26 protein-coding genes and 1 pseudogene are annotated in these 24,616 nt (G+C 68.9%); 16 read left to right on the top strand and 11 right to left on the bottom strand.

Annotation, left to right across the window (positions count from 1 at the left end):
- Positions 1 to 138 precede the first annotated feature (138 nt).
- The 4 genes from ACIBK5_RS41525 to ACIBK5_RS41510 are packed head-to-tail and all read right to left on the bottom strand — an operon-like array spanning position 139 to position 2,115.
- Positions 139 to 519, bottom strand: coding sequence for an RRQRL motif-containing zinc-binding protein (locus tag ACIBK5_RS41525; RefSeq protein ID WP_399028328.1), 381 nt, complete (start codon positions 517 to 519; stop codon positions 139 to 141).
- Positions 519 to 1,343: a protein spdB gene (locus ACIBK5_RS41520; RefSeq protein WP_399028342.1), complete on the bottom strand. Its 825-nt coding sequence runs from the start codon at positions 1,341 to 1,343 to the stop codon at positions 519 to 521. Before ACIBK5_RS41520 ends, ACIBK5_RS41525 begins: the two co-directional genes overlap by 1 nt.
- Positions 1,344 to 1,399: 56 nt before the next feature.
- Entirely contained in the window at positions 1,400 to 1,846 is a 447-nt protein-coding gene (locus ACIBK5_RS41515) for a Pycsar system effector family protein (protein ID WP_399028326.1), read from the bottom strand.
- Positions 1,843 to 2,115 (bottom strand): DUF6284 family protein, encoded by a 273-nt coding sequence (locus ACIBK5_RS41510; RefSeq protein WP_399028323.1) that lies wholly within the window; start codon positions 2,113 to 2,115, stop codon positions 1,843 to 1,845. Before ACIBK5_RS41510 ends, ACIBK5_RS41515 begins: the two co-directional genes overlap by 4 nt.
- Positions 2,116 to 2,692: 577 nt before the next feature.
- On the opposite strand from ACIBK5_RS41510, the gene ACIBK5_RS41505 reads away from it, so the two are divergent.
- From ACIBK5_RS41505 to ACIBK5_RS41475, 7 genes and pseudogenes are all read left to right on the top strand, one after another.
- Complete coding sequence (locus ACIBK5_RS41505; protein WP_399028321.1) at positions 2,693 to 3,460, top strand: GntR family transcriptional regulator; 768 nt, start codon at positions 2,693 to 2,695, stop codon at positions 3,458 to 3,460.
- A complete protein-coding gene (locus ACIBK5_RS41500; RefSeq protein ID WP_399028319.1) occupies positions 3,457 to 4,026 on the top strand; it encodes a GNAT family N-acetyltransferase in 570 nt (189 codons plus the stop codon). Before ACIBK5_RS41505 ends, ACIBK5_RS41500 begins: the two co-directional genes overlap by 4 nt.
- 213 nt (positions 4,027 to 4,239) lie before the next feature.
- Positions 4,240 to 4,779, top strand: coding sequence for a hypothetical protein (locus ACIBK5_RS41495; RefSeq protein WP_399028317.1), 540 nt, complete (start codon positions 4,240 to 4,242; stop codon positions 4,777 to 4,779).
- Positions 4,780 to 6,270: 1,491 nt separating this feature from the next.
- Positions 6,271 to 8,955: a tetratricopeptide repeat protein gene (locus ACIBK5_RS41490; RefSeq protein WP_399028315.1), complete on the top strand. Its 2,685-nt coding sequence runs from the start codon at positions 6,271 to 6,273 to the stop codon at positions 8,953 to 8,955.
- Between the two features lie 177 nt (positions 8,956 to 9,132).
- Positions 9,133 to 9,192: pseudogene (locus ACIBK5_RS41485) on the top strand (hypothetical protein); the annotation flags it as partial.
- 145 nt (positions 9,193 to 9,337) lie between these two features.
- Positions 9,338 to 9,421: a DUF664 domain-containing protein gene (locus ACIBK5_RS41480; protein ID WP_399028340.1), complete on the top strand. Its 84-nt coding sequence runs from the start codon at positions 9,338 to 9,340 to the stop codon at positions 9,419 to 9,421.
- Between the two features lie 67 nt (positions 9,422 to 9,488).
- On the top strand, positions 9,489 to 9,908 hold the full coding sequence (locus ACIBK5_RS41475; RefSeq protein ID WP_399028313.1) for a nuclear transport factor 2 family protein: 420 nt from the start codon (positions 9,489 to 9,491) through the stop codon (positions 9,906 to 9,908).
- Here ACIBK5_RS41475 and ACIBK5_RS41470 read toward each other — a convergent pair whose 3' ends face one another.
- Positions 9,909 to 10,601: a hypothetical protein gene (locus ACIBK5_RS41470; RefSeq protein WP_399028311.1), complete on the bottom strand. Its 693-nt coding sequence runs from the start codon at positions 10,599 to 10,601 to the stop codon at positions 9,909 to 9,911.
- Positions 10,602 to 10,691: 90 nt separating this feature from the next.
- A complete protein-coding gene (locus ACIBK5_RS41465; protein ID WP_399028309.1) occupies positions 10,692 to 11,117 on the bottom strand; it encodes a DUF2000 family protein in 426 nt (141 codons plus the stop codon).
- 49 nt (positions 11,118 to 11,166) lie between these two features.
- On the opposite strand from ACIBK5_RS41465, the gene ACIBK5_RS41460 reads away from it, so the two are divergent.
- Complete coding sequence (locus tag ACIBK5_RS41460; RefSeq protein WP_399028306.1) at positions 11,167 to 11,967, top strand: AraC family transcriptional regulator; 801 nt, start codon at positions 11,167 to 11,169, stop codon at positions 11,965 to 11,967.
- Here ACIBK5_RS41460 and ACIBK5_RS41455 read toward each other — a convergent pair.
- Together ACIBK5_RS41455 and mshA are read right to left on the bottom strand one after the other, a co-directional pair.
- A complete protein-coding gene (locus ACIBK5_RS41455; protein WP_399028304.1) occupies positions 11,964 to 12,479 on the bottom strand; it encodes a YbjN domain-containing protein in 516 nt (171 codons plus the stop codon). The two genes, ACIBK5_RS41460 and ACIBK5_RS41455, sit on opposite strands and share 4 nt — an antisense overlap.
- Positions 12,472 to 13,809 carry a D-inositol-3-phosphate glycosyltransferase gene (mshA, locus tag ACIBK5_RS41450; protein ID WP_399028301.1) on the bottom strand — a complete coding sequence of 446 codons (1,338 nt, stop codon included), beginning with the start codon at positions 13,807 to 13,809 and terminating at the stop codon, positions 12,472 to 12,474. Before mshA ends, ACIBK5_RS41455 begins: the two co-directional genes overlap by 8 nt.
- A 309-nt stretch (positions 13,810 to 14,118) precedes the next feature.
- Here mshA and ACIBK5_RS41445 point away from each other — a divergent pair, with 309 nt between their 5' ends.
- The 6 genes from ACIBK5_RS41445 to ACIBK5_RS41420 all read left to right on the top strand — a co-directional run bounded on the left by ACIBK5_RS41445 (position 14,119) and on the right by ACIBK5_RS41420 (position 20,863).
- The gene (locus ACIBK5_RS41445; RefSeq protein ID WP_399028299.1) at positions 14,119 to 14,985 is read left to right on the top strand and encodes a calcium-binding protein; all 867 of its coding nucleotides are present in this window, start codon (positions 14,119 to 14,121) and stop codon (positions 14,983 to 14,985) included.
- A gap of 345 nt (positions 14,986 to 15,330) precedes the next feature.
- Positions 15,331 to 16,551, top strand: a complete 1,221-nt coding sequence (locus tag ACIBK5_RS41440; protein ID WP_399028297.1) for an RNA-guided endonuclease InsQ/TnpB family protein — start codon at positions 15,331 to 15,333, stop codon at positions 16,549 to 16,551.
- Between the two features lie 231 nt (positions 16,552 to 16,782).
- Entirely contained in the window at positions 16,783 to 17,055 is a 273-nt protein-coding gene (locus ACIBK5_RS41435) for a dihydrofolate reductase family protein (RefSeq protein WP_399028295.1), read from the top strand.
- Positions 17,056 to 17,107: 52 nt separating this feature from the next.
- Complete coding sequence (locus ACIBK5_RS41430; RefSeq protein ID WP_399028293.1) at positions 17,108 to 17,932, top strand: class I SAM-dependent methyltransferase; 825 nt, start codon at positions 17,108 to 17,110, stop codon at positions 17,930 to 17,932.
- Positions 17,933 to 18,144: 212 nt separating this feature from the next.
- Positions 18,145 to 19,233, top strand: a complete 1,089-nt coding sequence (locus ACIBK5_RS41425) for an NlpC/P60 family protein (RefSeq protein ID WP_399028291.1) — start codon at positions 18,145 to 18,147, stop codon at positions 19,231 to 19,233.
- A 280-nt stretch (positions 19,234 to 19,513) separates the two neighbouring features.
- A complete protein-coding gene (locus ACIBK5_RS41420) occupies positions 19,514 to 20,863 on the top strand; it encodes a PP2C family protein-serine/threonine phosphatase (protein ID WP_399028288.1) in 1,350 nt (449 codons plus the stop codon).
- A gap of 68 nt (positions 20,864 to 20,931) precedes the next feature.
- Here ACIBK5_RS41420 and ACIBK5_RS41415 read toward each other — a convergent pair whose 3' ends face one another.
- The 3 genes from ACIBK5_RS41415 to ACIBK5_RS41405 form a co-directional block, all read right to left on the bottom strand.
- Positions 20,932 to 21,264, bottom strand: a complete 333-nt coding sequence (locus tag ACIBK5_RS41415; RefSeq protein WP_399028286.1) for a DUF2516 family protein — start codon at positions 21,262 to 21,264, stop codon at positions 20,932 to 20,934.
- A gap of 134 nt (positions 21,265 to 21,398) precedes the next feature.
- Entirely contained in the window at positions 21,399 to 22,067 is a 669-nt protein-coding gene (locus ACIBK5_RS41410; RefSeq protein ID WP_399028284.1) for a hypothetical protein, read from the bottom strand.
- 89 nt (positions 22,068 to 22,156) lie between these two features.
- Complete coding sequence (locus ACIBK5_RS41405) at positions 22,157 to 22,951, bottom strand: helix-turn-helix domain-containing protein (RefSeq protein ID WP_399028281.1); 795 nt, start codon at positions 22,949 to 22,951, stop codon at positions 22,157 to 22,159.
- A 219-nt stretch (positions 22,952 to 23,170) separates the two neighbouring features.
- Here ACIBK5_RS41405 and ACIBK5_RS41400 point away from each other — a divergent pair, with 219 nt between their 5' ends.
- Both ACIBK5_RS41400 and ACIBK5_RS41395 read left to right on the top strand, forming a co-directional pair.
- The gene (locus tag ACIBK5_RS41400) at positions 23,171 to 23,800 is read left to right on the top strand and encodes a TetR/AcrR family transcriptional regulator (protein ID WP_399028279.1); all 630 of its coding nucleotides are present in this window, start codon (positions 23,171 to 23,173) and stop codon (positions 23,798 to 23,800) included.
- Positions 23,801 to 23,913: 113 nt separating this feature from the next.
- A complete protein-coding gene (locus ACIBK5_RS41395; RefSeq protein WP_399028277.1) occupies positions 23,914 to 24,606 on the top strand; it encodes a DUF3159 domain-containing protein in 693 nt (230 codons plus the stop codon).
- Positions 24,607 to 24,616 lie beyond the last annotated feature (10 nt).

Genomic DNA, 24,616 nt, shown 5'->3' with positions numbered 1-24,616 from the left:
GACACGGAGCGGGCCACGAGCTTGACGGCCTGCTCGGTCAGCCGCTTGGAGGTGCGCAGGGTGGAGCCGTAGCCGGGCAGCTTGTGCGTGCTCACGGATGTCTTCACGAACTGTCTCCGTCTCAGGAATTCGCGCAGGTCAGGCGGCGCACTCGTCGGGGTAGGCGCAGGTGACGCACATGCCGAGTGAGGTGGGGATGACGTAGCCCGCATCGAGCCCGCAGGACGGGCAGGTGCGGCGGGCGAGCATCGCCAGCGCCAGAGCGCCCCACCGGCGCGAGGTCATCGGCCGCACCGGCTTGGCCAGGTCGACGCGGTAGAGGAAGGCGACGCGGGCGGCGCCGGACCTGCGGTTGAACCGCATGACCTGCGCCGCTATCGGCTGGCCCCCGGGACGCAGGCCCAGGGCCCGTAACTGCCTGCGCGTGGCCAATCCGTCGGGGGCGTAGCGCCACGGGTAGGTGGGGACGCCGTAGCGGCTTCCGGCAGGGTCGAAGCACTTGCCGAACGCGGCGGACATCACGCCACGCGCTTCCACGCGGCCCGCAACCGGACCTCAGAAGCGGAGTGACCGGCCGTACGGAAACGGGCAGCCATCTCGCGATAGGACAGGGCCGGGACCTCACTGTGACGGATCTCGTCGACCAGCACGTCAAGCGCCTCGTCGGTGAGCGCCGGTCCCGACTCCAACGCGGGAACCGCCTCCGAGGGCCCCCAGACGGGCAGTTCCCAGCGGGGTGTGACGTCGGGCGTGACGCGGCTCGTCACGCTGGTCAGCGCCCTGGACGTGTCCTCACCCTGGCGTGCCTTCTCCAGCGTCGACCACGCCTCGGCGAGGGCCTCGGCGGTCTTGGCCTGGACGTGTGCGACGCGGGCTCCGGCCTGCGTCACGGCCGTCAACCGGGTCTCCTCCGTGGCAGCGTCGGACCGCAACCGGGCACGGGCCACGGCCGCCTCGTCGCGCGCCTCCTGCTGAATGCCCTGGATCGCATCCAGCGCATCCGGGGTGAGCGCGGTGCGCTCCCACAGCCCATGCACCAGCCACAGTGCCTTCGCCGCCAGCGGCAGCCACGAGACGGCGAGCCAGGCCCCGATGGAGTCCTGCTCGGCCATGAGCGCGTGGGCGACCAGGACGCCGGTCGCGGCGGCCCCGAAGACCCAACCGACCACGGTCACCGGGGTGCTGTGGTCGCCCTGGGCGGCTAGGCGGCGTTCGTAGGCGAGGGTGGCCAGCCACCCACCGTCCAGACCGAGCCCGACGACCAGGGCGACCCCCTGCGGCATGGCCTCACCGAGCCACATCACGACCACGGCGAGGGTGAGCACCATCGAGACCGCCGTCATCGCCACGGCGGGAAGCACCGTCTTCGCCCGCGTCAGGCGCAGCAGGTTCGCGGCCTTCACAGCGCACCCCCCGCGGTGAGCAGGGCGGCCAGGATGAGCAGCGCCCCACCGGCACAGGTCAGGTCGACCGCACGGCGCAGGCACCTGAACTTGGCGACCGCGAGCCGGGACAGGCTGGCGATGTCGGCGGCCAGGTCGGTCGCGACAGCGTCGGTGATCTCCTCGGCGGTGAGCGTGGCCCACAGCGGGAAGCCGTGCCGGCCGCGCAGGTTCGGCCGGGTCGAGCGCAGCAGCAGACCGGCCGCCGCGACCAGCAGCACCATCCCGAGCCCGCCCGCCACGTAGGCGGGGAGGGTCAGGGGCAGGTCGCGGGCGACCGTCCAGGCGCCGGCGAGCACTGCGCCGACGAACGCCAGCAGGAGACCGGTCTTGGTGTCGGTCCGCGTGATCTCGGCCTTCACCTCGGCGTGCACGTCCTTCAGGCTCCGGGCGGTGGCGCTCATGCGGCACCTCCGGGGACCGACGCGGCGGCGGTGCGGTTGGCGGCCAGGGCGATACGCGCGGCCAGCGCCCTGCGGCGGGCCCGGCGCAGACGCCGGTTGTCCAGCTCGGTCGGGATGCGGTCCAGAGTGACGATCTGCGCGTCCAGCAGGTCAACGTCCGCCAGGATGACGGGCATCTCCTGCTCGATCGCGTCCAGCTCAGCGTTCGTCGGCTCGATGAAGTCGGCGAACGCGGTAACAGCGTCCTGAACAGTGGCGATGGTCTTCATTGGGTCGTGGTTCCTCTCACAGGGTGGAACGGCCCGAACAGCGGCCCCGGTGTTCCCGCACCGGGGCCGCACGCCGTTGAAGTCGGGATATCCGGCTCCCCTCAGCGCTGCTCGTGCGAGACGAGCAGCGGAGGCAACCGGCCGCCACACGGATGCGGCGGAAGTCGATACGCGGACCTGAGCCGCGCCGGACACCTTTTGCGGGAGGTGACGGCCCGTACTGCGCGATATGGATCTGTGCCTCAGTCCCGCTCCTCCGAGGAATCGCATCTCGGTCTCTTCGCGCGGCGTGCGTGCCCTTGGGCAGATCCGTTCTTTTGAGTCGGCGCGTGTCCCTGACGGGAGATGACCGACTGGTCTCCGCTCACCTCGGCCGGTGTGGTCACGGCCGTCACGTCTGTGGCGGATCACGCTGTTGAGTTTTCGGCACAGGAGGGCACACTTGGGGGGGTTGCACCACCTGCTCAACTTGTTGGTACAAGCTGATGTAGTGATGCTGCACCGACGGACAGTGATGCGTCAAGGGGTTAGGGGCTGCATGTACCAACAAGTTGCGCGAGTGCGTCATGATGGGGCCATGAACAAGCAGCCGAAGTACCGGCAAGTGGCCGACGTCCTGCGCCGCGAGATCGTCAACGGCACCCATGAGCCTGGATCGCGGCTGCCCTCTGAGAACGACCTACAGCAGCGCTTCGACGCGTCGCGGAACACCATCCGCAACGGGCTGAGTCTGCTGGTCAGTGAGGGACTGATCTCGTCCAGTCAGGGACTCGGGTACGAGGTCAAGTCGCACGAGGTGTTCAAGCTCAACGCGTCTCGCTTCGAAAACCTGACGTTTCCGCAGAACGGCGACGCGTACAACACAGACGTGACGAACGCGGGGCGCCGGCCGCACCAGACGTTCCGTGTCGAGATGCTGCCGGCGTCGCAGGAGATCGCTGAGCGACTCAAGATCGAGCCGAGTACGAAGACGGTGTTGCGGTTCTGTCATCGCTATGTGGACGACGTCCCATGGTCCACACAGGCGACCTACTATCCATCGTGGCTGGTAGACGAGTCGCCGCGACTGGCTGAGCCGGGCGACATCGCTGAGGGCACGACGCGGTATCTCGCTTCCCGGGGCATCGAACAGGTCGGGTACTTCGACGAGATCGCGGCTCGGATGCCCACGCCTGAGGAGGCTCGCCTACTCGAGATTGGAGCCGGTGTGCCGGTCATGCTCTGGACTCGAACGGGCTACTCGCCGGATCGCCCCATCCGATGCACGATCACGACGTTCCGGGGTGACCTGAACCGGATGAACTACGAGATCGGCGAACTGTCTGCCCGAATCGAGAACGCGTGATCATCGCTCCCGCAGAGCCGCACGACGTGGCTAGCCTGCTCGCCTTCCGTGAGGAGGCGGCGGCCTGGCTGCGCGGTCTCGGATCCGACCAGTGGAGCCGCCCGTACCCTGCTGACAAGCTGCTGGACACGATCGAAGCGGGCACTGTGTTTATGCTCCGCGACGGGCATACGACTGCCGGAACGATCACCCTCACCCCGGACGCTGAAGACGGTCTGTGGACTCACGAGGAACTGAACGAACCGTCGATGTTCGTCAACAAGCTCACCGTTGCCCGCGAGTACGCAGGGCAGAACCTTGGTGGCCGGCTGCTCGATTGGGCGGGCGACCGCGCACACCGTGCTGGCGCTCGGTGGCTCCGACTGGACGCGTGGACAACAAACGAGGGGCTCCAGCGGTACTACCTCGCACAGGGCTTCAAGCACGTCCGTACGGTTCGCGAGGGCACTGCGGTGAACGGTGGGCCAAGGGTCTCTGGGTGGCTTGCACAGCGAGCGGCACGGCTGGCGGATCACGGGTTCACTGACCGCACGCCGAAGCCGGCCAGGCTCCCGTTCGCCGCTTGAAAGGGACCGGTGGGCGGTGGGACTGCCGGTTGGCACCGTGCCCAGGCCGAAGCCGATCGCCCCGGACCAGATGGTTCGGGGCGTGACGACCGGCCTGCGCCAATACCCCGAACTCGACCAGATGTGGGGATCTCAGATTCCGTCACTAGACCTCACGACCGATGGCCACGGTGTGGCCCCTGTCCTGTCAGCACCACGAGCTATCGTCCCGCCATGACCATGGCACTCGAAGCAGGCGATTGGGCCGGATGGATCGGTGTCCTCGTCGCGGTCCTCACCGTCGCAATCGGCCTGTGGCAGCAGAGGCGGCAGGCCCGAAGGCAGATAGAAGCCGACGATATAGCCCGACGCCATGCAGATGCAGCCGAGCGAAGGGCACTCGCCACAGAGGAGGCTCTCCAGCGGCTCATCGAACGGCTGCCCGCAGCCGTTCAAGCGCACGCAGAGGCGCAGATCGCCGCGCAACCCGTACGCCATGCAGAGGCAGTCTCCTGGGAGTTGGATCGGCCGAAGAAGAACGTATTCGTCCTCCGCAACACCGGGTCAGAGGTTGCTACGGGTGTGCAGGTTGACGTCGGTGATCACCCTAAGGGCCTGACACGTCAGGTGCCCGAGGACGCCGTGGTTCGAAAGGGCGAGTCGACCGAGTTCATGGTGCTCGGAGCTTGGGGCGCGCCCGTGCCGCGCGAGTTCCGCGTGTCATGGGAAGGCGCTGAAGAAGCTGCGGTCCTGCCCGTCCCCAACTGGGATTAGCCTCCAAAGCGTTGGGAGGGCATGCGGCCCGCCGACTGGTACCCGCACCCGCGCCGGTTAGCGAGCCGCATGCTGTTCAAACAGCGATCACTGGAACCGTTGCGATGTACTCGTACCGCCAGGTTAGAACGGGGCCGTCTATGGCGTCTTGTCGAGTGGGAACGGCCGGTCTTGAAAACCGTCTGGCCCTCCAGCCCGAGTCAGCGGGTGCCTGATCTGCGCCGGGGGAAGGCGGCTCAGACAAACCGCGAAATCCGTGTCACCGTCGTCTCATGGACAACGTGCAGCGGATTTACCACCGATCCGAACGCCAGCTCATCCCGCGCCGGCCGTGTCCGGACTGCGGCAGATCCATCAAGGGGAACTGGACAGAGCATCCGGGCATGACAGCAGACGTCGACCCAACAGGCAGCGTCTCGTGGCGTTGCTTGGGCGAGACCTGTCTCACTGGCAAGGAGAGCTTCTAACAGCGAGGCGACGCAGGGTGCCGTCTCGGCGAGCCGCCCTCGGCTGCTCTTCTTCGGGAGTGCGGCCCGGGGCGATGCCGCTGGGCCCTCTCTGGGCCCTCCGAGGTCGACCGACGACGACCAACAACGATCAACAACGACGGCTCAACCGCAGGTCAGTTGAGGAGCGCGGCCCGCTGACCAGGGCCGGAAAACGGGCCCGCCAGACCCAGGGCAAGAAGAAGTAGGCCGCTCTGATCACGCCCTCTGTCTGCGGATTTCCCGCGGGCAGGGGGCTTGTTGCTGTCGTGGGGCCGTGAAGGGTCGCAGGCCCAGGCGCTTTCCGGGGCGGGTCAAACCGGTTCGGGTTGGGGTTCCGGTTACCGTGCCGGTGTGGCCGTGGGTTCCCAGAGTCTGGTGGTGCGTACGTAGCACCGCCACCGACGCGGGCGGGCACGGCGGCTGCACGAACCAGGCCGACGCAATGGAATCGGCATCCGCCGGGGCGGGGTGCGGCTGCGGCCGACCAGCCGCTCCGGACGCGCGTACGGGCAGCCGGGCAGCGGGACGACCGGGATGCGTTGCCCGCGATGCGTCAGCCCCTCGTCCACGGACCCCAACTCGTCTACGGACCCCAACTCGCCTATGGGCCCTAGCGCTCGGGCCCCACTCCGCGCCAGTCGATCCACGGCACCCCGCCACCTCCTCCGGGTCGGTCTCCAGCCCGGCGCGGCGGAGGAATTCGGCGACATCGGCCACGTTGTGGGCCGGCCCGAAGATCTCGCCATCGACGCGCACGCGTCGACCGCCTGAGGGCGACGGCGCGATCACGCGAATCGGTCCGCCATTCCTTCAGGATCAACCGGGACATGCGGTTCCGCATGTCAGCGCGTCATCAATACAGCCGCCCGCAAAGCGGGAGATTTGCGGGAAATTGACCGTTCATCAATGGACGGGCGTCGGCGTGCAAACGGACGCATTGCTTCCTAGAATCGAACATAGAGGACGTAGGGCCGCATGCACTCACTCCATTCTGGAGGCCCGCATGTCCCGGAAGATCCGCAAGCAAGGCCACTGGGCCGAGGCTACCGTCCCCCAGCCCCGACCCACGCTGTGGCTGTCTCTCTGCGTCATCGCATCCGTGGCCGTACTCTGCGGGGTGGCGGCTTTCTGGGCCGACTTCAGAAATCGGGAAGGCAACCCGCTTCTAGAGCTTCTCTATCATTTGCGACCCTTCAGGTTTTTCATTCTTGCCGCTGCCTTTCTCATAGCCGTCTACTGCTGGCGACGGTTCAGCATGGCCCGGAAAATAAGCGCGCCAGGGCCCATTTCCGTGCCCCCACTCAGAGATGAGACGACCAGACAGGGTATGTCAACAGACCGGCTGACGACCTACTTCCGCGAGAGACTCAACGAGGTAAACATCCAGGCTCCGGCGCCGATTCCAGGAGGAGCGCAACAAATCGATTTCGCTGAGGTGTTGCGCAGTCCGACGGTGGACACGAGGAACGTCGGCGCAAGCCTGGCCGTGAACATCGGCAGCCTGCTGGCCGCCGGCAACATCAGTTACGCCTACCAGGTCAACGGCGCCCTCTTCAACAGTGAGGACGGGAAGCGCGGTGTGACCGTACAGGTCATGGTGTTGCCCAAGTGGGCCAGCCAGCCCATCTCCTGTACAGACGAGACCTGGGAACTGGCCATAGACAAGGCGGCGTACGAAGTATGCGCCTTCATCTTGCCGCTGACGAAACTCGTGGACAGGCCGCCATGGCAGGCGTGGCGGCGTCTCGCGATACCGGGCAAGCTCTTCAAATTTGTCCAACAAGCACAAAAGTGCAAGGTGGGAAGGCGTTTCGATGAAGCTCTCGGGCATTACTTCGAGGCTTTGAAGCTTGATCCTCGCAATCCCTATCTCCGGCTTGAGGTCGGCCTGCTTCAAGAGCAGCTGGGACAGCATCTCGATGCCCTGGTCACATATGAAGGGGTCATCGACCTCGCCCCCTCGAACAACGACCTGAAGCTTTACCATGCTTTCACGAGAAAACCAGTCTACTTCCACAGAAAGGGCGTTCCCGTCGGCAGGGGCTGGTGGCGGGTCCCCCTGCTCATGGCCCGATACCGTCAAGCAATCCTGCTGGGTATGGGCGAGCGCTTGAGTGACGAATGGTCGCCAGAATACGAGGTCTCCGGCAAGCGGGAGGAAGAGTGCTCAATCGTCCGCGGTCGAATCACGGAGATATTCGGAGGATACTTTCCAGCCTTCCAACAGTACCTTTGCGATCAGGACGGGAATCCGAACGAAAAGGACGTCATGCCCTCCGGGCAGGCTCTTCCCGCAGAGCTTGAAGAAGTGCTGTTCGACGGCTCCCTCAGAGGGGATCCGAAGAGGCTGTTGCTTCAGCAAGAGTTCTTCCAGTTTCTGGGGCAAGCCCGAGCACAGCGATTGAGCCGAGCGTATTTTTTCCCGAGGGTCGTCCCGGAGCGGAAAGTTCCGCGAGCCGCTCTGCGTCTCTTGCTGCTATGGAACCCGGTCCGGCGGAGTTGGACTCGGAATCTTCGCCTCGGGAAGGCTCCCGACTCCCACGGCCTCAAATACCTGGCGGCCTACAGGGTCATCAATCGACCTGCCATCGCGAATAAAGTCTGGCACGAAATACGCGCGTTCGAGTTCGCGCACGGATCAGTGAAAATGTACTGGCCTGTCGACGCACATGTCGCGTCACGCCGAGCGCTGTTCGGCCGTCACGGCATGAGGCTTTCCCGCCTGTTCCCGCATTGGCAGGACTTCTACGATGTCGCGTGCATTTTTGCCGTCTGCATGCCGCCGGCCGACGGGCGCGCACCGGACGAGGTCCCGTCCGTCTCGCTCAAGAAGGGTGAGGAGAGGGGAACGGATGTGAAGGAGGCTGTGAAGAAGGCGAAGAAGGTCACGGAACTGGCTGACAGGGCTGTGAAATACCTCGAATCGTCTTTGCGGCTCCAGGACAGTGGGTTCGCCAGCTCGATTCGCGCATGGGTTCTGGAGGACGATCCCGATCTTGCCGCTCTCCGCAGAATTCCAGAATTCACCCGCTGGGCAAACCGCCACTTCCCCACGAGAAGTCCGAACCGGTCCCGCCCTGACAATGTGCAAGAGATCGAGCTACTCTATTACGAACAGCGGCTTATCGAAGGCTTGGCCTCCACGGCTGCGGCTGTATGGGATTACCGCAGCACCCGTACCTACAATGGGAGCCTGCCACAGAAGAGACTCGACGAGTGGCTGGAGAAGGAGAAGGAGGGATGGGATCTGGCAGCCGATCTGCTTGAGAACAGGCGGCACTGGCAGACACGCTACAAGCTCATCAGGGCGATGCGTCAATTCGGGCACGACTCCTCGATGAATGACGTGACCTACGAATTCGTAGTTCCATACCCGACGTACAGCGACGACCCTTTGATCGGCCGATCCGTCGATGGGGACAGCGCCCGCACAAGCGGCGTAGCTGCTGCTCAAAAAGCGAGGAATCGGCGACTCAAGGATTTGGCGGACGTTCTTGGACATCGCCAGGACTGGTGGATGGGCGGATCGGTGAGTTCACTGTCGGAGCAGGATGTCTCGCTCCTCTGTGCGCGGCTGGCAACCAGGTGGGAAACGCTGGCCAAGGCATTTCATGAACCAACAGATCATGGCGATTCCGAACCGATCGTCCAGGTTCAGATGGTGGGCAGAAAACCAGAGGCCTTCTGACGGCAGGCCGCGACATGCGGGTGGACCCGGCCGACGACGCCTGTGAGACTGACGCCGAAGTCGTCGACGAGTGTGGGGCGTTGCTCGACTGTCTGCGGCACTTTCGCCTCACCTGGAGATGAAGTGCGCGGGACTGGACGCCGAGCAGATCCGCGGCGGTCCGTGCCGCCGTCCACGATGTCGCTCCTCGGGCTGGTGCGGCACATGGCTGAGGAGGAGCGGCATTTTCGGCGCGTGATGGCCGATGACGACGCGCCGAAGCTCAACGGACCGAGGAGGATCGCAATGAGGACTGGCCGGCATCGACGATCTCGCCACCCAGAACGCCGGGTTCTCCGACCTCGGGCCCGAACCCGGTGGACAGCTTCTTCGCGATGTCCTGGTGACGCAGATCGGGGAGTACGCGCGGCACTGCGGCCACGCCGACCTTCTGCGCGAGCTGATCGAAGGTCGCGTCGGGCAGTGATCGACGCCGAGTGTCCTTACCCGGGAAGTAATCGACACTCCTGCGGTGTCCCGGCAGTCTGAGCTTCATGACGCCTACCACCACCGCGGACGCCACCCGCGCCACCGTTCAGAAGTTCCTCGAGCTCCGTCTCGCCGGCGACACCGAGGGACTCACCGCGCTCTTCGCCGACAAGGTCGACTGGGTGCTCGCCGAGAATCCGGGAGTGCCGTGGATACGTCCGCGGTCCACAGCTGCCGAGTGTGCCGCGCAGGCAGAGGAGTTGATGGAGTACACCGTTCCCGAGGACGCCCGTGCCTCTGTCGACGCCTTTCTCGTGGACGGGAAGGACGCCGTGCTGACGGGGTATTTGGCGGGGACCGTACGGGCGACGGGGAAGTCCTTCGAGGGGCCGTTCGCGTTGCGGCTCACCGTCGAGGGTGGGCGGATCACGCGGCACCACCTGTATGAGAACAGCTTGTCGATCGCCGAGGCCTGCACCCCGTGATCAGGCCTCCCGGAGCAGTCGCCAGTACTGCCGCTTCTCCTCGTCCCGTACGACCACGCCCAGCCGGAGCAGTTCGCCGCGGAGCTCCCGGGCGTCGTCGGCGTCGTCGGAGTTCTTTCGGGCCCGGGCGCGTGCCCTGAGCAGGGCGTCCGCGCCCGGGGGCAGGCCTGGGGTGCCGGGGACCCAGCGGCGGTAGGCGGCTCGGTGCGGGTCCTCTTCCGCCCAGGGGTAGCCGTGCGCAGTGAGGGTGTCGGTCAGGCGGGGCCAGGTCAGGCCGCAGTGTTCGCGGTCCAGTTCCCTGCCGTCCGGGGCCAGGACGACCAGGTGCTTGCCGTCCCGGAACAGTGCCGTGATTTCCTCACGAGCGAATGACTGGGTGCTCTCCCTGATGGTCAGGGTCACGTGCGTGTCGGAGATGCTCACCGACAGCGACTCGTGCACGGCGGTGAGGCCCAGCAACAGGCTGGCGAGTGCGCCCACCGTGACCGTCCCCAGGGTGAGGGCGGGTTCCGGGATCGAGGTGAGGAGTTCGGCCGGGCCCTCCAGTGGTGCCCACGGCAGGCTCAGCAGCCAGCGGGCGAGGAGGGGGAGCAGGGCGCCGGCGACGGCACCGCAGCCGACGCAGAAGAGCACGATGGCCCAGGTCGATTCCGCGAGTTCGGCTCCCAAGGGGACCTTCTTGGCTTCCTCCATGGGAAAGAGTCTCGGGAGGTGCCGTCCTTGCTGTCATCAGCCGTTGGTCTACGTGCCTCCGACTTTGGTCGCCTCCGCCGGCCCGAGCCTTCACGGATGCATCCGCGCCCCCTTCACCACCTTGTCCACCGGGTTCTTCGGGCCGTAGACCAAGAGGCCGACCAGGTCCAGGTCCGCCGTCGGCACCGCCCGTACAGCCGCGCGGTTGTCGCGGTCGTTGCCCGTCGAGAACAGGTCGGACGTGAAGACGGCGCGAGGGAGGGAGCGGGACAGGGTCCTGGTGTGGGCTGTGGCCAGGGTTTCCTTCGTGGCCTCGAAGACCATCACCGGCTGGCGGAACATCGGCAGGTACGGCACGCCGTCCGCGTCTTCGTACGGTTCGCCGATCACCTCAGGGAGCTGCGTACCCAGACCGCTGACCAGGAACGATGTGACGTTGAGCCGCTGCCAGGGCTCCAGGTCCTCGCGCAGCAGCACGGCGATCTTCGTGTCGAAGCGGATCGGTTCGGTGTTCATGATCTGAGCGTCCCCGCCGGTCCCCGACCGCGTCTTGTACGTTCTTTGCATGGCCTCACAGCCCGCCCGGAGCGTCTCCGCCTGGCGGCCCTCCGTCGCCGGTGTCGTCGAGGTCTTCCACGCGCGGTTCACCGAGTACGCGTATCCGATGCACGTCCACGACGCCTGGACGCTGCTGATCGTCGACACCGGCGCCGTGCGGTACGACCTCGACCGGCACGAGCACGGCACGCCGCACGACACCGTGTCGCTGCTGCCGCCGCATGTGCCGCACAACGGCTCCCCCGTCACCGCGGAGGGGTTCCGCAAGCGGGTTCTGTATCTCGACGGGACGTATCTCGGCGACGAGCTCATCGGGGCCGCCGTCGACCGGCCCGATCTGCGCGATCCGCTGCTGCGGCGGCGCGTCGGGCAGTTGCACGGCGCGCTGGTGCGGCCCGGTGAGGAGCTGGAGGCCGAGAGCAGGCTGATGTTCGTCGGAGAGCGGCTGCGCGGGCATCTGCGGGGCGACCCCGCTGCCCCACGGGCCGCCGATCCCGTCCTCGCGCGCCGGCTGCGTGAACTGCTGGACGAGCGGGTCGTCGAGGGGATCGGGCTGCGGGAAGCCGCCGGGCTCGTCGGCGCCCATCCGGCCCATCTCGTACGGGCGTTCAGTGCCGCCTACGGCATCGCCCCGCACCAGTACCTGACGTCCCTGCGCGTGGGCCGCGCCCGGCGGCTGCTGCTCGAGGGGCGGACGCCGGGCGAGGTGGCGGTGGCGACCGGGTTCTACGACCAGTCGCACCTGACGCGGCACTTCCGGAGGCTGGTGGGTGTGCCGCCCGGGCGTTACAGGGCGGCCATCCCCTAGGCCGTGTCCGCAGGGCGCTGGGTGAGGTGTGCGAACGCGTCCAGGTTGCGCGTCGACTCGCCCCGGGACACCCGCCACTCGTACTCCTTGCGGATCGCCGAGGCGAAGCCCAGCTCCAGGAGGGTGTTGAAGCTGCCGTCCGCCGCTTCCAGGACCTGGCCGAGCAGGCGGTCCAGTTCGTCGGCGGTGACGGCGGCGAGGGAGAGCCGGCCGGTGACGTAGACGTCGCCGTGCTGGTCGACGGCGTAACTCACCCCGTAGAGCTTGAGGTTGCGTTCCAGCAGCCAGCGGTGGACGGCCGGTTCGTTCTCGTCGGGGTGGCGGATGACGAAGGCGTTCAGGGAGAGGGAGTGGCGGCCGACGAGCAGGGAGAGGGTCGTCTTGAGCTTGCGGGTGCCGGGAAGCTGTGCGACGTAGGTGCCGGGCTCGGGGCTCTCCCACTCCAGGTCGGCGTCCTTCAGCACTCCCTCGATGACCTGTGCCGCGCGCTGTTGCTGACCGGTTTCACCCATGGTGCGAGCGTACGCGACGGCGGTGTGCCTGCATCGCGGCCGTGTAGACGTCCGCCGTGGCGGCGGCCGCGGCGTCCCAGCCGAAGGACTGGGCGTGGCGGGCGGCCTGTGCGCCCATCCGGGGCGCCAGGTGCGGGTCGTCGGCGAAGTCGCGCAGCACGCGCGCGTAGTCGGCGGGGTTGTGGCCGCGTACGAGGAAGCCGGTGTGTCCGTCGCGGACGGCGACCGGCAGGCCGCCGACCGATGCCGCCAGCACGGGAGTGCCCGCCGCCTGGGCCTCTATGGCGACCAGGCCGAAGGACTCGCTGTAGGAGGGCATGACCAGGAGCGAGGCGGCGCGGAACCAGTCGGCGAGCTGCTCCTGGCCGACCGGCGGGCGGAACCGTACGACGTCCGCGATGCCGAGGCGCGCGGCGAGCTTCTGCAGGCCCTCGGGCTTGGCGAGGCCGCTGCCGCTGGGGCCGCCGACGACGGGGACGAGGATGCGGGAGCGGAGTTCGGGGCGCTCGTCGAGGAGGACGGCTACGGCCCGCAGCAGCACGTCGGGGGCCTTCAGGGGCTGGATGCGGCCCGCGAAGAGCGGGATCAGCGCGTCCTGGGGCAGGCCGAGGCGGGCCCGGGCGGCGGCGCGGCCGTCGGCGGGCGAGAAGCGGGTGAGGTTCACGCCGGGGTGGACCACGGCGAGCTTGTCGGGGTCGGCCGCGTAGTGCCGGGCCAGTTCGTCGGCCTCTTCGGTGGTGTTGGCGATGAGGCGGTCGGCGGCGGCGACGATCTGGGTCTCGCCGATGACGCGGGCGGCCGGCTCGGGGCTGTCGCCGTCGGCCAGGTTGGCGTTCTTGACCTTGGCCATGGTGTGCATGGCGTGCACCAGGGGCACGCCCCAGCGCTGGGCGGCGAGCCAGCCGACGTGGCCGGAGAGCCAGTAGTGGGAGTGGACCAGGTCGTAGTGACCGGGGCGGTGACCGGCCCAGGCCTGCATGACGCCATGGGTGAAGGCGCACAACTGGGCGGGGAGGTCCTCCTTGTTGAGGCCCTCGTAGGGGCCGGCGTCGATGTGCCGGACGAGGACGCCGGGGGCCAGTTCGACGGTCGGCGGGAGAGCGGCGGCGGTCGCGCGCGTGAAGATCTCGACCTCGACGCCCTGCGCGGCGAGGCGCTGCGCGAGCTCCACGATGTAGACGTTCATGCCGCCGGCGTCGCCGGTACCCGGCTGGTGGAGCGGGGAGGTGTGCACGGAGAGCATGGCCACCCGGCGGGGCCTGCGGTGCAGCCTCAGGCGCGCGGGCGCGGACGCGGAGCGCCGCCCGAGCCTGCCGATGTACTGGCTCACGTGGCGTTCCTCCTCGCTCCGGGCATGCCTCACGCAGGACGCGCTGTGCCCTGCACGGGGGTGAACGCCGGAAGGGGGCGCTCCATTTCCCCGATCGTTTCCCTGTTCGCGACTTTTACCGAATCATTACCGGTCACCGCTCAACCGTTCGAGGTCGAGAGGTGCCCCGGAGTGCCCGGATCCGCCGGCTCCGGCAGCGTGACCAGCAGGTGAACTCGGTCTGACGACTCCGGTGAGCGGACAACCGGGCGCCTCCCACACATGTCACCCACCACGAAAGGATCCACAACTGCCTCACGGAGGATCGCAATGTCCTCTCGCCTCGCCGGCCGCCGGCTGTTACGCGCCGCATCGGTTCTGACGCCCGTCCTCGGCACAGCCCTGGCCGTCCCGATCGCCCTGGCCGGCCCGGCCGCCGCCGCCGCACCGACGGCCACCGCCTCGGTGAACGAGTACGGCTGGCACCTCACCTACACGGCCGCCCCCGGGCAGGCCAACAAGGTGGCCATCACCCAGTCGTACACCGGCGACCGCTCGCAGTTCACCTATGTGATCGACGACGTCGTCCCGATCGGCGCCGGGACCGGCTGCGGCCACCCCGACAGCGCGGACCTCACCAAGATCTCCTGCACGGTCGAGGCCCCCGAGAGCCAGTCCCCGCTCAACTCCATGGAGATGGACCTCGGCGACGGCGCCGACACCGCCTCCTTCGACAACGCCACCGACCAGGTCTACTACTTCAACACGGTCGAGCTGGGCGACGGCGCCGACCAGTGGACCGGCGCCACCGGCAACCGCGTGGACGGCACCTCCGTCCAGGGCGGCGCGGGCGACGACATCATCAGGGCGGGCGCGCTCGGGTACGCCGGCGGCGGTGCCGGTGACGACACCCTCTACGCGGGCACCGAGGGCGAGATCGTGGACGGCGGCGCGGGCGACGACGTCCTGCACGGCGGTGCGGGCGACCAGATCCTGCGCGCCGACGACGGTGACGACACGGTCTACGGCGGGGCCGGCGACGACGAGATCTACGGCGGCAGGGGCAACGACATCCTGCACGGGAACAGCGGCGCCGACCGGATCTGGGGCAACAGCGGCGACGACGAGCTGTACGGCGGGCCCGGCGCGGACACGCTCTCCGGCGGCCCGGGCAGGAACATCGTCCGCCAGGACTGACGGTTCCTCCCTTCGGGGACCGACGAGTTTCCAGGCCCCGGGCGTCTGACTCACTGAGGAGAGGAGAGGGTCACCTGTTTCCTGCGAGGGTGCCCCGGCGTTCACGCCGGGGAGGAATCGCATCCGGGTTTTACGACGCGGAGCGTCGCCGTGCCCGTTCAGGGTCGGGCAGCATTCGTGCCGCTGTCCGATGGTTTCCAGTTGATGCGAACGCGTGTGCCCGTTGTCGCTGGTCGGGGTGGCGGCTGCGGGATCTGGGGACGCGCGTGCGGTGGTCGTACGTATGGTCCCTTGGAGGAGTTCGGGACGCAATGTCGTCCGGGCCGGGGACCATGAGGGGACGGGATGGCGCCTGTGGGGGCGGCTGTGGAGGCCGGGCATGCCCGCTATACCTACCGGTTGCGTGTGTCGTCCGCCGCTCTCAGGGCCCTGGCGGACGAGTGGGACCGGTGCCGGTGGGTGTGGAACGAGTGTGTGGCCAAGTCCAGGGCCGTGTACCTGCACAACAAGGCGAGTGGGGAGAAGCGGACGTGTGGCCCGGCGCAGCTGGACAGGATGCTGACCGAAGCCCGGCGGACGATCCCGTGGCTGGGTGAGGGCTCGTCGGTTGTCCAGCAGCAGGTCATCCGTGACTTCGGGCGCTCCCGCGCCAAGGCTCACAAGGACATCAAAGAGCGCCTGCCCATGGGACGCAGGGCCGGGATGCCCACGCACAAGAAGAAGCCCGAGGCACTGGCGACCCTGAATTGCACGCGGCGTGGGTTCCGGCTGAAGGACGGTCGGCTGCACCTGGCCGGGGGCATCGTCGTGACCGTGGTGTGGTCGCGGGAGCTTCCTGCTGAGCCGTCCTCGGTGCGCCTCTACCAGGACAGTCTCGGGCACTGGCACTGCTCCTTCGTCGTGCCCGCCGAAGTGGTGTCGCTACCTCCAACCGGTCGGGTGCTCGGTGTCGACTGGGGCGTGAAGCAGATCGCGACCACCACGTCTGACATGCACGACCTGCCGCACGCCGGGCATGGCAGAAAGGCCGAGAAGAAGCTGACCCGGTACGACCGGATGATGGCCCGACGCAGACCGAAGAAGGGACAGCCAGCATCCAAGGGCTACCACGAGGCGAAGAAGCTGCGGGCGAAGGCCTACAAGACGGTCGCCCGGCAGCGTGCGGACACCGGCCGCAAGTGGGCCAAGAAGGTGGTCCGCGATCACGACGCTATCGCTGTGGAGAACTTCCGTCCGAAGTTCCTGGCCAAGAGCACGATGGCACGCAAGGCCGCGGACGCCGCCATCGGCGCCACCAAGAAGGCCCTGGTCGAAATGGGCCGCAAGCACGGGCGGGACATCCGCCTGGTCCACCCCGCGCACACCACGATGGACTGCGCCAAGTGCGATGCGAGAGCCAAGCACGCACTGCCGCTGTCAGAACGTACCTACACCTGCACCGCATGCGGGCTCGTGTCCCCACGGGACAAAAACTCCGCACGCGTCATGCTCGTCCGGGCTGGTCTCAACCCGGCTGGTGCCGATGGCGCAAGACCTCCTGGAGCGCTGCTCCAAGAGGCTGCCTGAGCCAGGAATCACCTCCCTTCAGGGAGGTGAGGATTCAAGATGAAGCTCGTGGTGCGCGGAACAGGAATTCCTGACGCTCGACGGTGTCTCCCATCGTCCGGGCGCCCCGGACGAGGACACCAGCGACGGTTTCGAGCGGGGCGGCTGGTTCGTGCCGCATCTCGACGAGGAGTTCGAGCGGCTGGCAACTGGAACCCGACCACGGTCCTGTCCGGCGACGTCCCCGCCCGGGTGGCGGAGCTGAAGCGGCTGCCCGGCCGGGAGATCCAGATCCACGGCTGCGCCCGGCTCGCGCAGTCCCTGCTGGCCGCCGGGCTGGTCGACACACTGCGGCTGGTGATCGCCCCGGTCGTGGTGGGCCAGGGCCGTCGCCTCTTCCCGGACGGCGGGGCACCGGCCGGGCTGCGGCTCACCGGCCACCGGACGACGCCGGGCGGCCTGTCGGTGCATGTCTTCGAGTCGACGGGGGTGCCCGAGTTCGGGACGTACGGGGGTGGCGCCTGAGGACAGACAAGGGCCACTCCTGAGGATCCCGGGGCCGCATACCCTCGTACGCATGACATCCCGCGCCCCGGCCCGCCCCCGCATCGTGGGAACGGTGACGCGCGGGACGACCAATCCCAACCGCCTGCGCCGTATGGACCGCTGGATCGCGGCCACGCACGGCGCGGAGCTGCGCCGTGCCGCCGACCCCGTGACGGTCGACCTCGGCTACGGTGCCGCCCCCTGGACGGCCGTCGAGCTGCTGCACCGCCTGCGCACGGTCGCGCCACGCGCGCGCGTGGTGGGCGTCGAGATCGAGCCCGCCCGGGTCGCGGCGGCGCTGCCGTACGAGCGGGCGGGGCTCGTCTTCCGGCACGGCGGCTTCGAGCTCCCCCTCCCCCAGCGGCCCCTGCTCGTCCGGGCGGCGAACGTGCTGCGGCAGTACGAGGAGGGCGAGGTCGCGGCCGTGTGGGAGCGGCTGTGCGGGCGACTCGCACCGGCCGACCCGGCCACCGGTGCGCGCGGCGGGCTGCTGGTCGAGGGGACCTGCGACGAGATCGGGCGGCGGCACGTGTGGGTCGCGCTCGGCCCGGAGGGGCCGCGCACGGTCACCTTCGCGACCCGGCTGGGCTCCCTGGAGCGCCCTTCGGACCTGGCGGAGCGCCTGCCGAAGGCGCTCATCCACCGCAATGTCCCGGGCGAGCCGGTGCACGCCTTTCTGCGTGACTTCGACCGCGCCTGGGCGGCCGCCGCGCCCTACGCCTCCTACGGCGCCCGCCAGCGGTGGATCCGGGCGGTACGGGACCTGACGGCCGACTGGCCGGTGGCGGACGGGCCGGTGCGGTGGCGGCAGGGCGAAGTGACGGTGCGGTGGGAGGCGTTGGCCCCGCGGGGCTGAGGCGCACCGCCAAGGCCGGGCAGGGACCGACACGCCCCTCCGGGAACGATCTCTTTGAGTCGTTCGTCACACAGGCGGGGAGATCAGCATGCCGGGGGCATACCGGTGCGGGGGCGGCGGGAAGCACTACCCCTGTCGCTTTGGGCGCCGTCGTGGCAGCATCCCCAGACGAACCGGATGTTACTGACGGTTAATCAGTTGGGGGCTGAGGTATGGCAACGGGCAAGCGTGGCCTGATCGCGACGGCTGTGACAGTGGTCTGCGCGATCACCGTGCTGGCGGCACCGGGCACGGCGTTCGCGAGCCCCGGCCCGGAGCCGACGCCGAGCGCGAGCCCGACGCCCGGGCCCAGCAAGGACCTCGAGGCCGTGCGCGAGAAACTCGACAAGCTCTACCGCGCCGCCGGCCGTGCCACCGACGAGTACAACGCCGCCGAGGAGAAGGCGGACAAGCAGTCCGCAGAGATCGTCGAACTGGCCAAGAAGATCGTCAAGGGCAAGGAGAAGCTGGCCAGGCTGAAGGACCGCGCCGGCGCCTCGGCCGCCGCGCAGTACCGCGGGGGCGGACTGCCGCCCGAGGCCCATCTGACGCTCAGCGACGACCCGCAGGAGTTCCTCGAAGGAGCGGTCCGGGTCCGCCAGGGCCAGCACGCGGCCAAGGGCCTGCTCGGCGAACTGAGCCGCACCCAGCAGGACTTGGAGCAGTACGCCAAGGACGCCTCCGCGCAGTGGAAGAAGCTGGAGGCGGGCCGCAAGGCCAAGGCCGCCGCGCAGAAGAAGATCGAGAAGCAGATCAAGCAGGCGGAGAAGGTCGAGTCCGAACTGCGGAAGGACGAACAGAAGCGCCTCGCCGAGCTGGAGAAGCAGGCCGCGGCCAAGGCGCAGTCCGACTGGCTCGGCTCCGGCGTCCTCGACGAGATCAGCGGCAAGGCGACCGAGCAGGGCAGGAAGGCCGTCGAGTACGCCACGGCCCAGATCGGCAAGCCGTACCAGTGGGGCGCCGAGGGCCCGAAGACCTACGACTGCTCCGGGCTGACCTCACAGGCCTGGATATCCGCCGGCCGCGGCATACCGCGCACCTCGCAGGAGCAGTGGAAGCAGCTGCGGCACATCGACGTCCAGGACATGCGGCCCGGCGACCTCATCATCTACTTCGACGACGCCAGCCATGTCGCGATGTACATCGGCGACGGGGCGATGGTGCACGCCCCGCGGCCCGGGCGGGACATCACCGTCGCGGGGGCGGGATCCATGCCTATCCTCGGGGTCGTACGGCCGGATCCCGGCACCGACGCCGGGTGAACATATCGGGCATCGGGCACCTTTGGTGACCCGGCCCACGTGACCCACCGCACGCCGGACCCCCTGCGAAACGCGGTGCTGACGTGACGTTCGTCATCTCCGCAGCATCTCCGGCCTGTCCAACTGCGGCACATATCGCGGCATATGACACTGGCCGATGGCGTAGCGGCGTGGCTCACACCATTCCAATGCGGCGCCGACACCCGCTATGGTCCCCGTCGGTGGGTCGAGGTCCCTCGCCCCCGCCATGCCCTCGGGGGGAGGGAAGGAACCCAAGACAATGCCCGTACCCATACCGCGGCAGAGAGCGATCCCGGCCGTGGAGAGTGGTCAGGCGCAGGCCGCGTCCCCGTGCGCCGGCTCCGCCGAGGACTCCGTCACGGACACCTCGACCGCGGCCCCGCGCACGCCGGACACCGCCGGGAACAGCACGGAGAAGGTGGAGAACAACACCGCCCACACCAATCTGACCCTGCTGCTGATCGAGGACGACCCGGCCGGTTCGCCGATCGTGCCGGACATGCTCGACCAGGCAGGCAAGCCGATCCGCGTCCGCACGGCCCGCAATCTGACCGAGGCCGGGCGGCTGCTGACCGACGACGTCCACTGCATCCTGCTGGACCTCGCGCTGCCCGCGCCGGGCCACAGCGACTCCGAGGACGAGCTCGCCGTGCTCAAGCACGTGCTGGAGCTCGCGCCCCGGCACGCCGTCCTGGCGCTGACCGCGTCCGGCGACGCCGAGCGCGGCGCGGAGGCGGTGCGCGTGGGCGCCCAGGACTACCTGTTCCGCGACGAGCTGGACGGCCGGCTGCTGAGCCGCGCGATCCGCTACGCGGTGGAGCGCAAGCGTTCCGAGTCGGCCGAGCGCCGGCTCGCCGAGGGCCGCCTGCGGGCCCAGGAGAACCGCCGCCTGGAGCGCGGTCTGCTGCCGACCCCGCTGCTGGAGGGCTCTCCGCTGCGGTTCGCCGCCCGCTACCGCCCGGGCCGCTCGCGCGCCCTGCTCGGCGGTGACTTCTACGACGTCGTCCGCACGCCGGACGGCACCGTGCACGCGATGATCGGTGACGTGTGCGGTCACGGCCCGGACGAGGCCGCCCTCGGGGTGGAGCTGCGGATCGCGTGGCGCGCGCTGACGCTGGCCGGCCTGTGCGGCGACCAGTTGCTGGGCACGCTCCAGCAGGTGCTGGAGCACGAGCGGGCCGACGACGAGATCTTCGCGACGCTGTGCACGGTGGACATCGCGCCGGACGGCCGCCGCGCCGGCCTGTGCCTGGCGGGTCACCCGTCGCCGCTGCTGGCCCGCCCGGGCAAACCGGCCCGTCTGCTGCCCTACGACAACAACGGACCCGCCCTCGGGCTGCTGCCGGGTGCCCGCTGGCCGCGTATGCAGGTGGAGCTGGGTGCCGAGTGGAGCCTGATGCTCTACACCGACGGCCTGATCGAGGGCTATACCGGCCAGGGCCGGGAGCGGCTCGGCCAGGACGGCATGACCGAGATGATCCGCCGCCAGTTCGCCGAGGGGCTGCGGGGCGAGCGGCTGCTGCGTGCGGCGGTGAACGAGGTGCGCGACCTCAACGGTGGCGAGCTGACGGACGACGTGGCGGTACTGCTGCTGGACCGGGTGCCGTAGCCCGGCCGGGGCGGGACCTGTCGGGGCGGGACCTGTCGGGGCGAGACCGGTCGGCTACCGGCCGGGGTCTACCGGCCGCCGTTCCAGGGGCCGTACGGGCCGTCGCTGCTGGAGCCGCGCCCGGTGCGGCCGCCACCGGGGAGCGCGCGGATGGCCGGGCGGACGTCGACCATGTACACGATCGTCGCGATGAGCCCGATGATCGGCAGGAACGACAGGATCGGGAAGAGCAGGTTCACGACGAAGGCCAGACCGAGGATGATCAGCCAGAACGGCTTGGTCTTCTTGTCGGCCGCGCGGTACGCGTCCTCCCGCCGCACGGCGGCGTCGAACAGAGCGAAGCCGCTGAAAATGATCAGGGCCATGCTCAGAAGCCACATCAACCCTGCGAAGCCCTGCATCAGCACAACGTCCACCACCAGACTCGGCTCGTCCCTACGCGGTCACCGTACCCGTACAACGGGCCGGACACCCCCAGGGTGCCCGGCCCGCGTCAGCCTCCGCGCTTACTACCTCGCGCTTACTACCTCCGCGCTTACTTCGCCGGCGGCGTCTTCTTGGCGACGGGCTTGCGCGCCGGAGCCTTCTTGGCGGCGGGCGCCTTCTTCTCCGGGGCGGCCTGGGCCTTGGCGCCGGCGGGCTTCACCGGCTCCTCCTTGACCTCGACGGGCTCGGCCTTCGGCTCGACGGCCACGGCCAGCTCCTCGACGCCCTCGGCGACGTCCTCGATGCCCTCGGCGGCCTCGCCGCGCCAGGTCCGCACGGCCTGCTCGCCGTGCTCGGCGACCTTCTCGTAGGTCTCCCGGGCCTTGACGGCGTACTCGGCGGCCACGCCGACCCCGCGCAGCGCGAAGTCCTGGGCGTTCTCGCCGAACTTCTTCAGGTCGGCGTCGAGGTTGCTGCCGAGCTTCTTGAAGTCGGCGTCGAGGGAGCCGATGAACCCCGTGACCTTGGTCTGGAGGTTCTCCTGCGTCTCCTTGACGCGGGCGGAGGCCTCCTTGGCCCGGGCGGACGCCTTCTCCTGGACGGCCTTGGTGTCGGTGTTGCGTACGGCGTCGATCCGCGCCGGAGCCTCGGCCCGCAGCTGCTCCACCAGAGCCGGCACCTTCTTCGCCTGCTGGAGGGCGAGGTCGGCGGTGCCCGCCGCGAAGTAGAGCGGAGTCGGGTCGCTGAGGGTCTTGCGCAGGTCGTCGGTGATGGCCATGGTGAGGGTCCTCCCGGATTCTTTCTCGCTTGAGGGTTCGGCTGAGGGTGGTGTGATCCGCAGCGGAGCGGCCGGTGCCCTGGTCCGGCTCAGCCGACCGTCTGCTGCGGGTCGGTGTCACTGCCGCCGGTGGCCTTGCGGGTCCGGCGAGTCGTGGGCGTACCGCCGGTGCTCTTGCGGGTCCGGCGGGCGGCGGGCGTACCGCCGTTGTTCTTGCGGGTCCGGCGGGTGGCGGACGTGCCGCCGTCCTTCCCGCTGACCCGGCCGCCTGCGGGCTCGCCGCCGTCGGCCACGCGGGTCAGGTCCTCGGCGGACTGCCCGCCGTCGGCCGTGCGGGTCAGGCCTGCGGCGGACTGCCCGCCGTCGGCCGTGCGGGTCAGGCCTGCGGCGAGCTGCTCGCCGTCGGCCGTGCGAGTGCGTCTGGGTATCTCGGTGCCGCCGTCCGGGGCGTCCCCGTCCGTATCCGCCGCGCCTTCACCGACCACGACGCCGACGAAAGCCGAGTCCGCGGAGCCGTCCGCGCCGTCGCCGGTCCCGAACCCGTTCTCCTTGCGGAAGGACTCGTAGATCTGCAGCAGCACCTGCTTCTGCCGCTCGTGCAGGGTCGGGTCCGCGAGGATGACGGCACGCGTCTCCACCTCGTCCCGGTCCCGCTCGGCGTCGAGAATGCCGGCGCGGACGTACAGCGTCTCGGCGGAGATCCGCAGGGCCTTGGCGACCTGCTGCAACACCTCCGCGCTCGGCTTGCGCAGCCCGCGCTCGATCTGGCTCAGGTACGGATTGGACACCCCGGCGGCGTCGGCGAGCTGCCGCAGCGACAGCTGCGCGTTGCGCCGCTGCTCGCGCAGGTAGTCACCGAGATTGCCGACGTTGAGCGATGCCATGTCCTCCACGGTGCCGCATCCCGCTAACTATTGCAAGCACCCGCTTGCAAAAGTGCGCCACGCCACCCGACTGCCCGACAAGCACTCGCAGAATGTCACTTAGTGACATAGTATCGCTTGAGGACGCACGCCGAGGCGTCACGAAGAGACGCACACCGAGGCGTCACGAAGAGGAGTGGGGAAAGCGCTGTGCCGACGGAGACGCGGGGCAAAGGGGGAATGAGCGAGCAGCGGCGTGCGCGGCTGCGTCTGGAGATCTCCCGGGAGGCGGCTCGGCTGTTCTGGGATCAGGGAGTGGCCGCGACGAGCGGCGACCAGATCGCGGCGGCCGTGGGCCTTTCCACCCGCACCATCTGGCGGCACTTCCGCAGCAAGGAGAGCTGTGCCGAGCCGGTCGTCATGCAGGGCGTCGTCACCCTGCTGAGCGTGCTGCGCGCCTGGCCCCGGCAGCGCTCCCTCGAGGACCACCTGGCCGCGGAACTGGCCCGGCTCCGTCACGAGAGACCGCCCGTCGACCCCGCCGACGAGGCGCTCGCGATGAGGATGATCCGGCTCGCCGACACCGAACCGGCGCTCCGCACGGCGTGGCTGATGGCCTGCGACCAGACGGAACGGGAGCTGTGCGTGATCATCGGCGACCGTCTTGAGCGCCCGGCCGGCGATGTGGAGGTGCGGATGCACGCCGCGGCCGCGGCCGCGGTCGTACGGGTGCTGGAGGAGCACATCGGCGCCGCCGTCCTCGCCGGCGCCGACATCACGGAGTTCACCGACGTGGCAGCCGTCTCCCGGCGTTTCGCCGATGCCATTCGCACGGCCACCGGCGGAGCCGTCGGCGATCCCGTCGCCTGAGGTCCGAGGCGGCGAACCGGCCGCAGAGCAGTCCCACAAGCCGTCAAGCCGCACAAGCCGTGTAAGCCGTGTAAGCCGTACAAACAATCGACTACTTGGTGAGTTGATCTCGTATGACTGAACCGAAACAGACACCACTGGAGCAGCTGGGCGGCACGACGGGCCTCGTGTACATGATGCTGCCGATCGTGGCCTTCGTACTGGCCAACTCCTCCTTGGGACTGACGGCGGCCATCTGCGCCGCCGTAGCTGTCGCGCTGGCGATCTCCGTACTGCGTCTGGTGCGCAAGGAGTCGCTACAGCCCGCTCTCTCCGGCCTGTTCGGCGTCGCGGTCGCCTCGTTCGTCGCCTGGAAGACCGGATCCGCCAAGGGCTTCTTCCTGACGGGCATCTGGAGCAATCTCGCCCTCGGCGTGCTCTTCCTGCTCTCGGTCCTCGTACGGCGCCCGCTGGCCGGCGTCGTCTGGGGCGCGCTCACCGGAACCGGGACCTCCTGGCTGAAGGACAAGCCCTCGCGACGCTGGTTCGACATCGCCACGCTCACTCTGGTGGGAGTCTTCGCGCTCCGGGTAGCCGTCTGGCAGTGGCTCTACGACGAGGACCGTACGGGCTGGCTGGCCGTGGCGAGGATCGCCATGGGCTACCCGCTGCTCGCCCTGGCCCTGCTGGTCGTCCTGTGGGCGGGCCGGCGCTCGGGCCGGCGGCTCAAGGCCCTGGCCGGAGCGGGCACGAGCAGCGCGAGCACCGAGTGCCCGGCGGCCTCCACGGCAGAACCCCGCGACATGGAGGGACTACCGCGAGCATGACGAGGAGGGA

It is taken from the genome of Streptomyces sp. NPDC050546 (assembly GCF_044457425.1).
In the GTDB taxonomy this organism is placed as follows: domain Bacteria; phylum Actinomycetota; class Actinomycetes; order Streptomycetales; family Streptomycetaceae; genus Streptomyces.
Note: the sequence above shows the minus strand (reverse complement) of the source record. Positions and strands in the feature narration are given on the sequence as shown.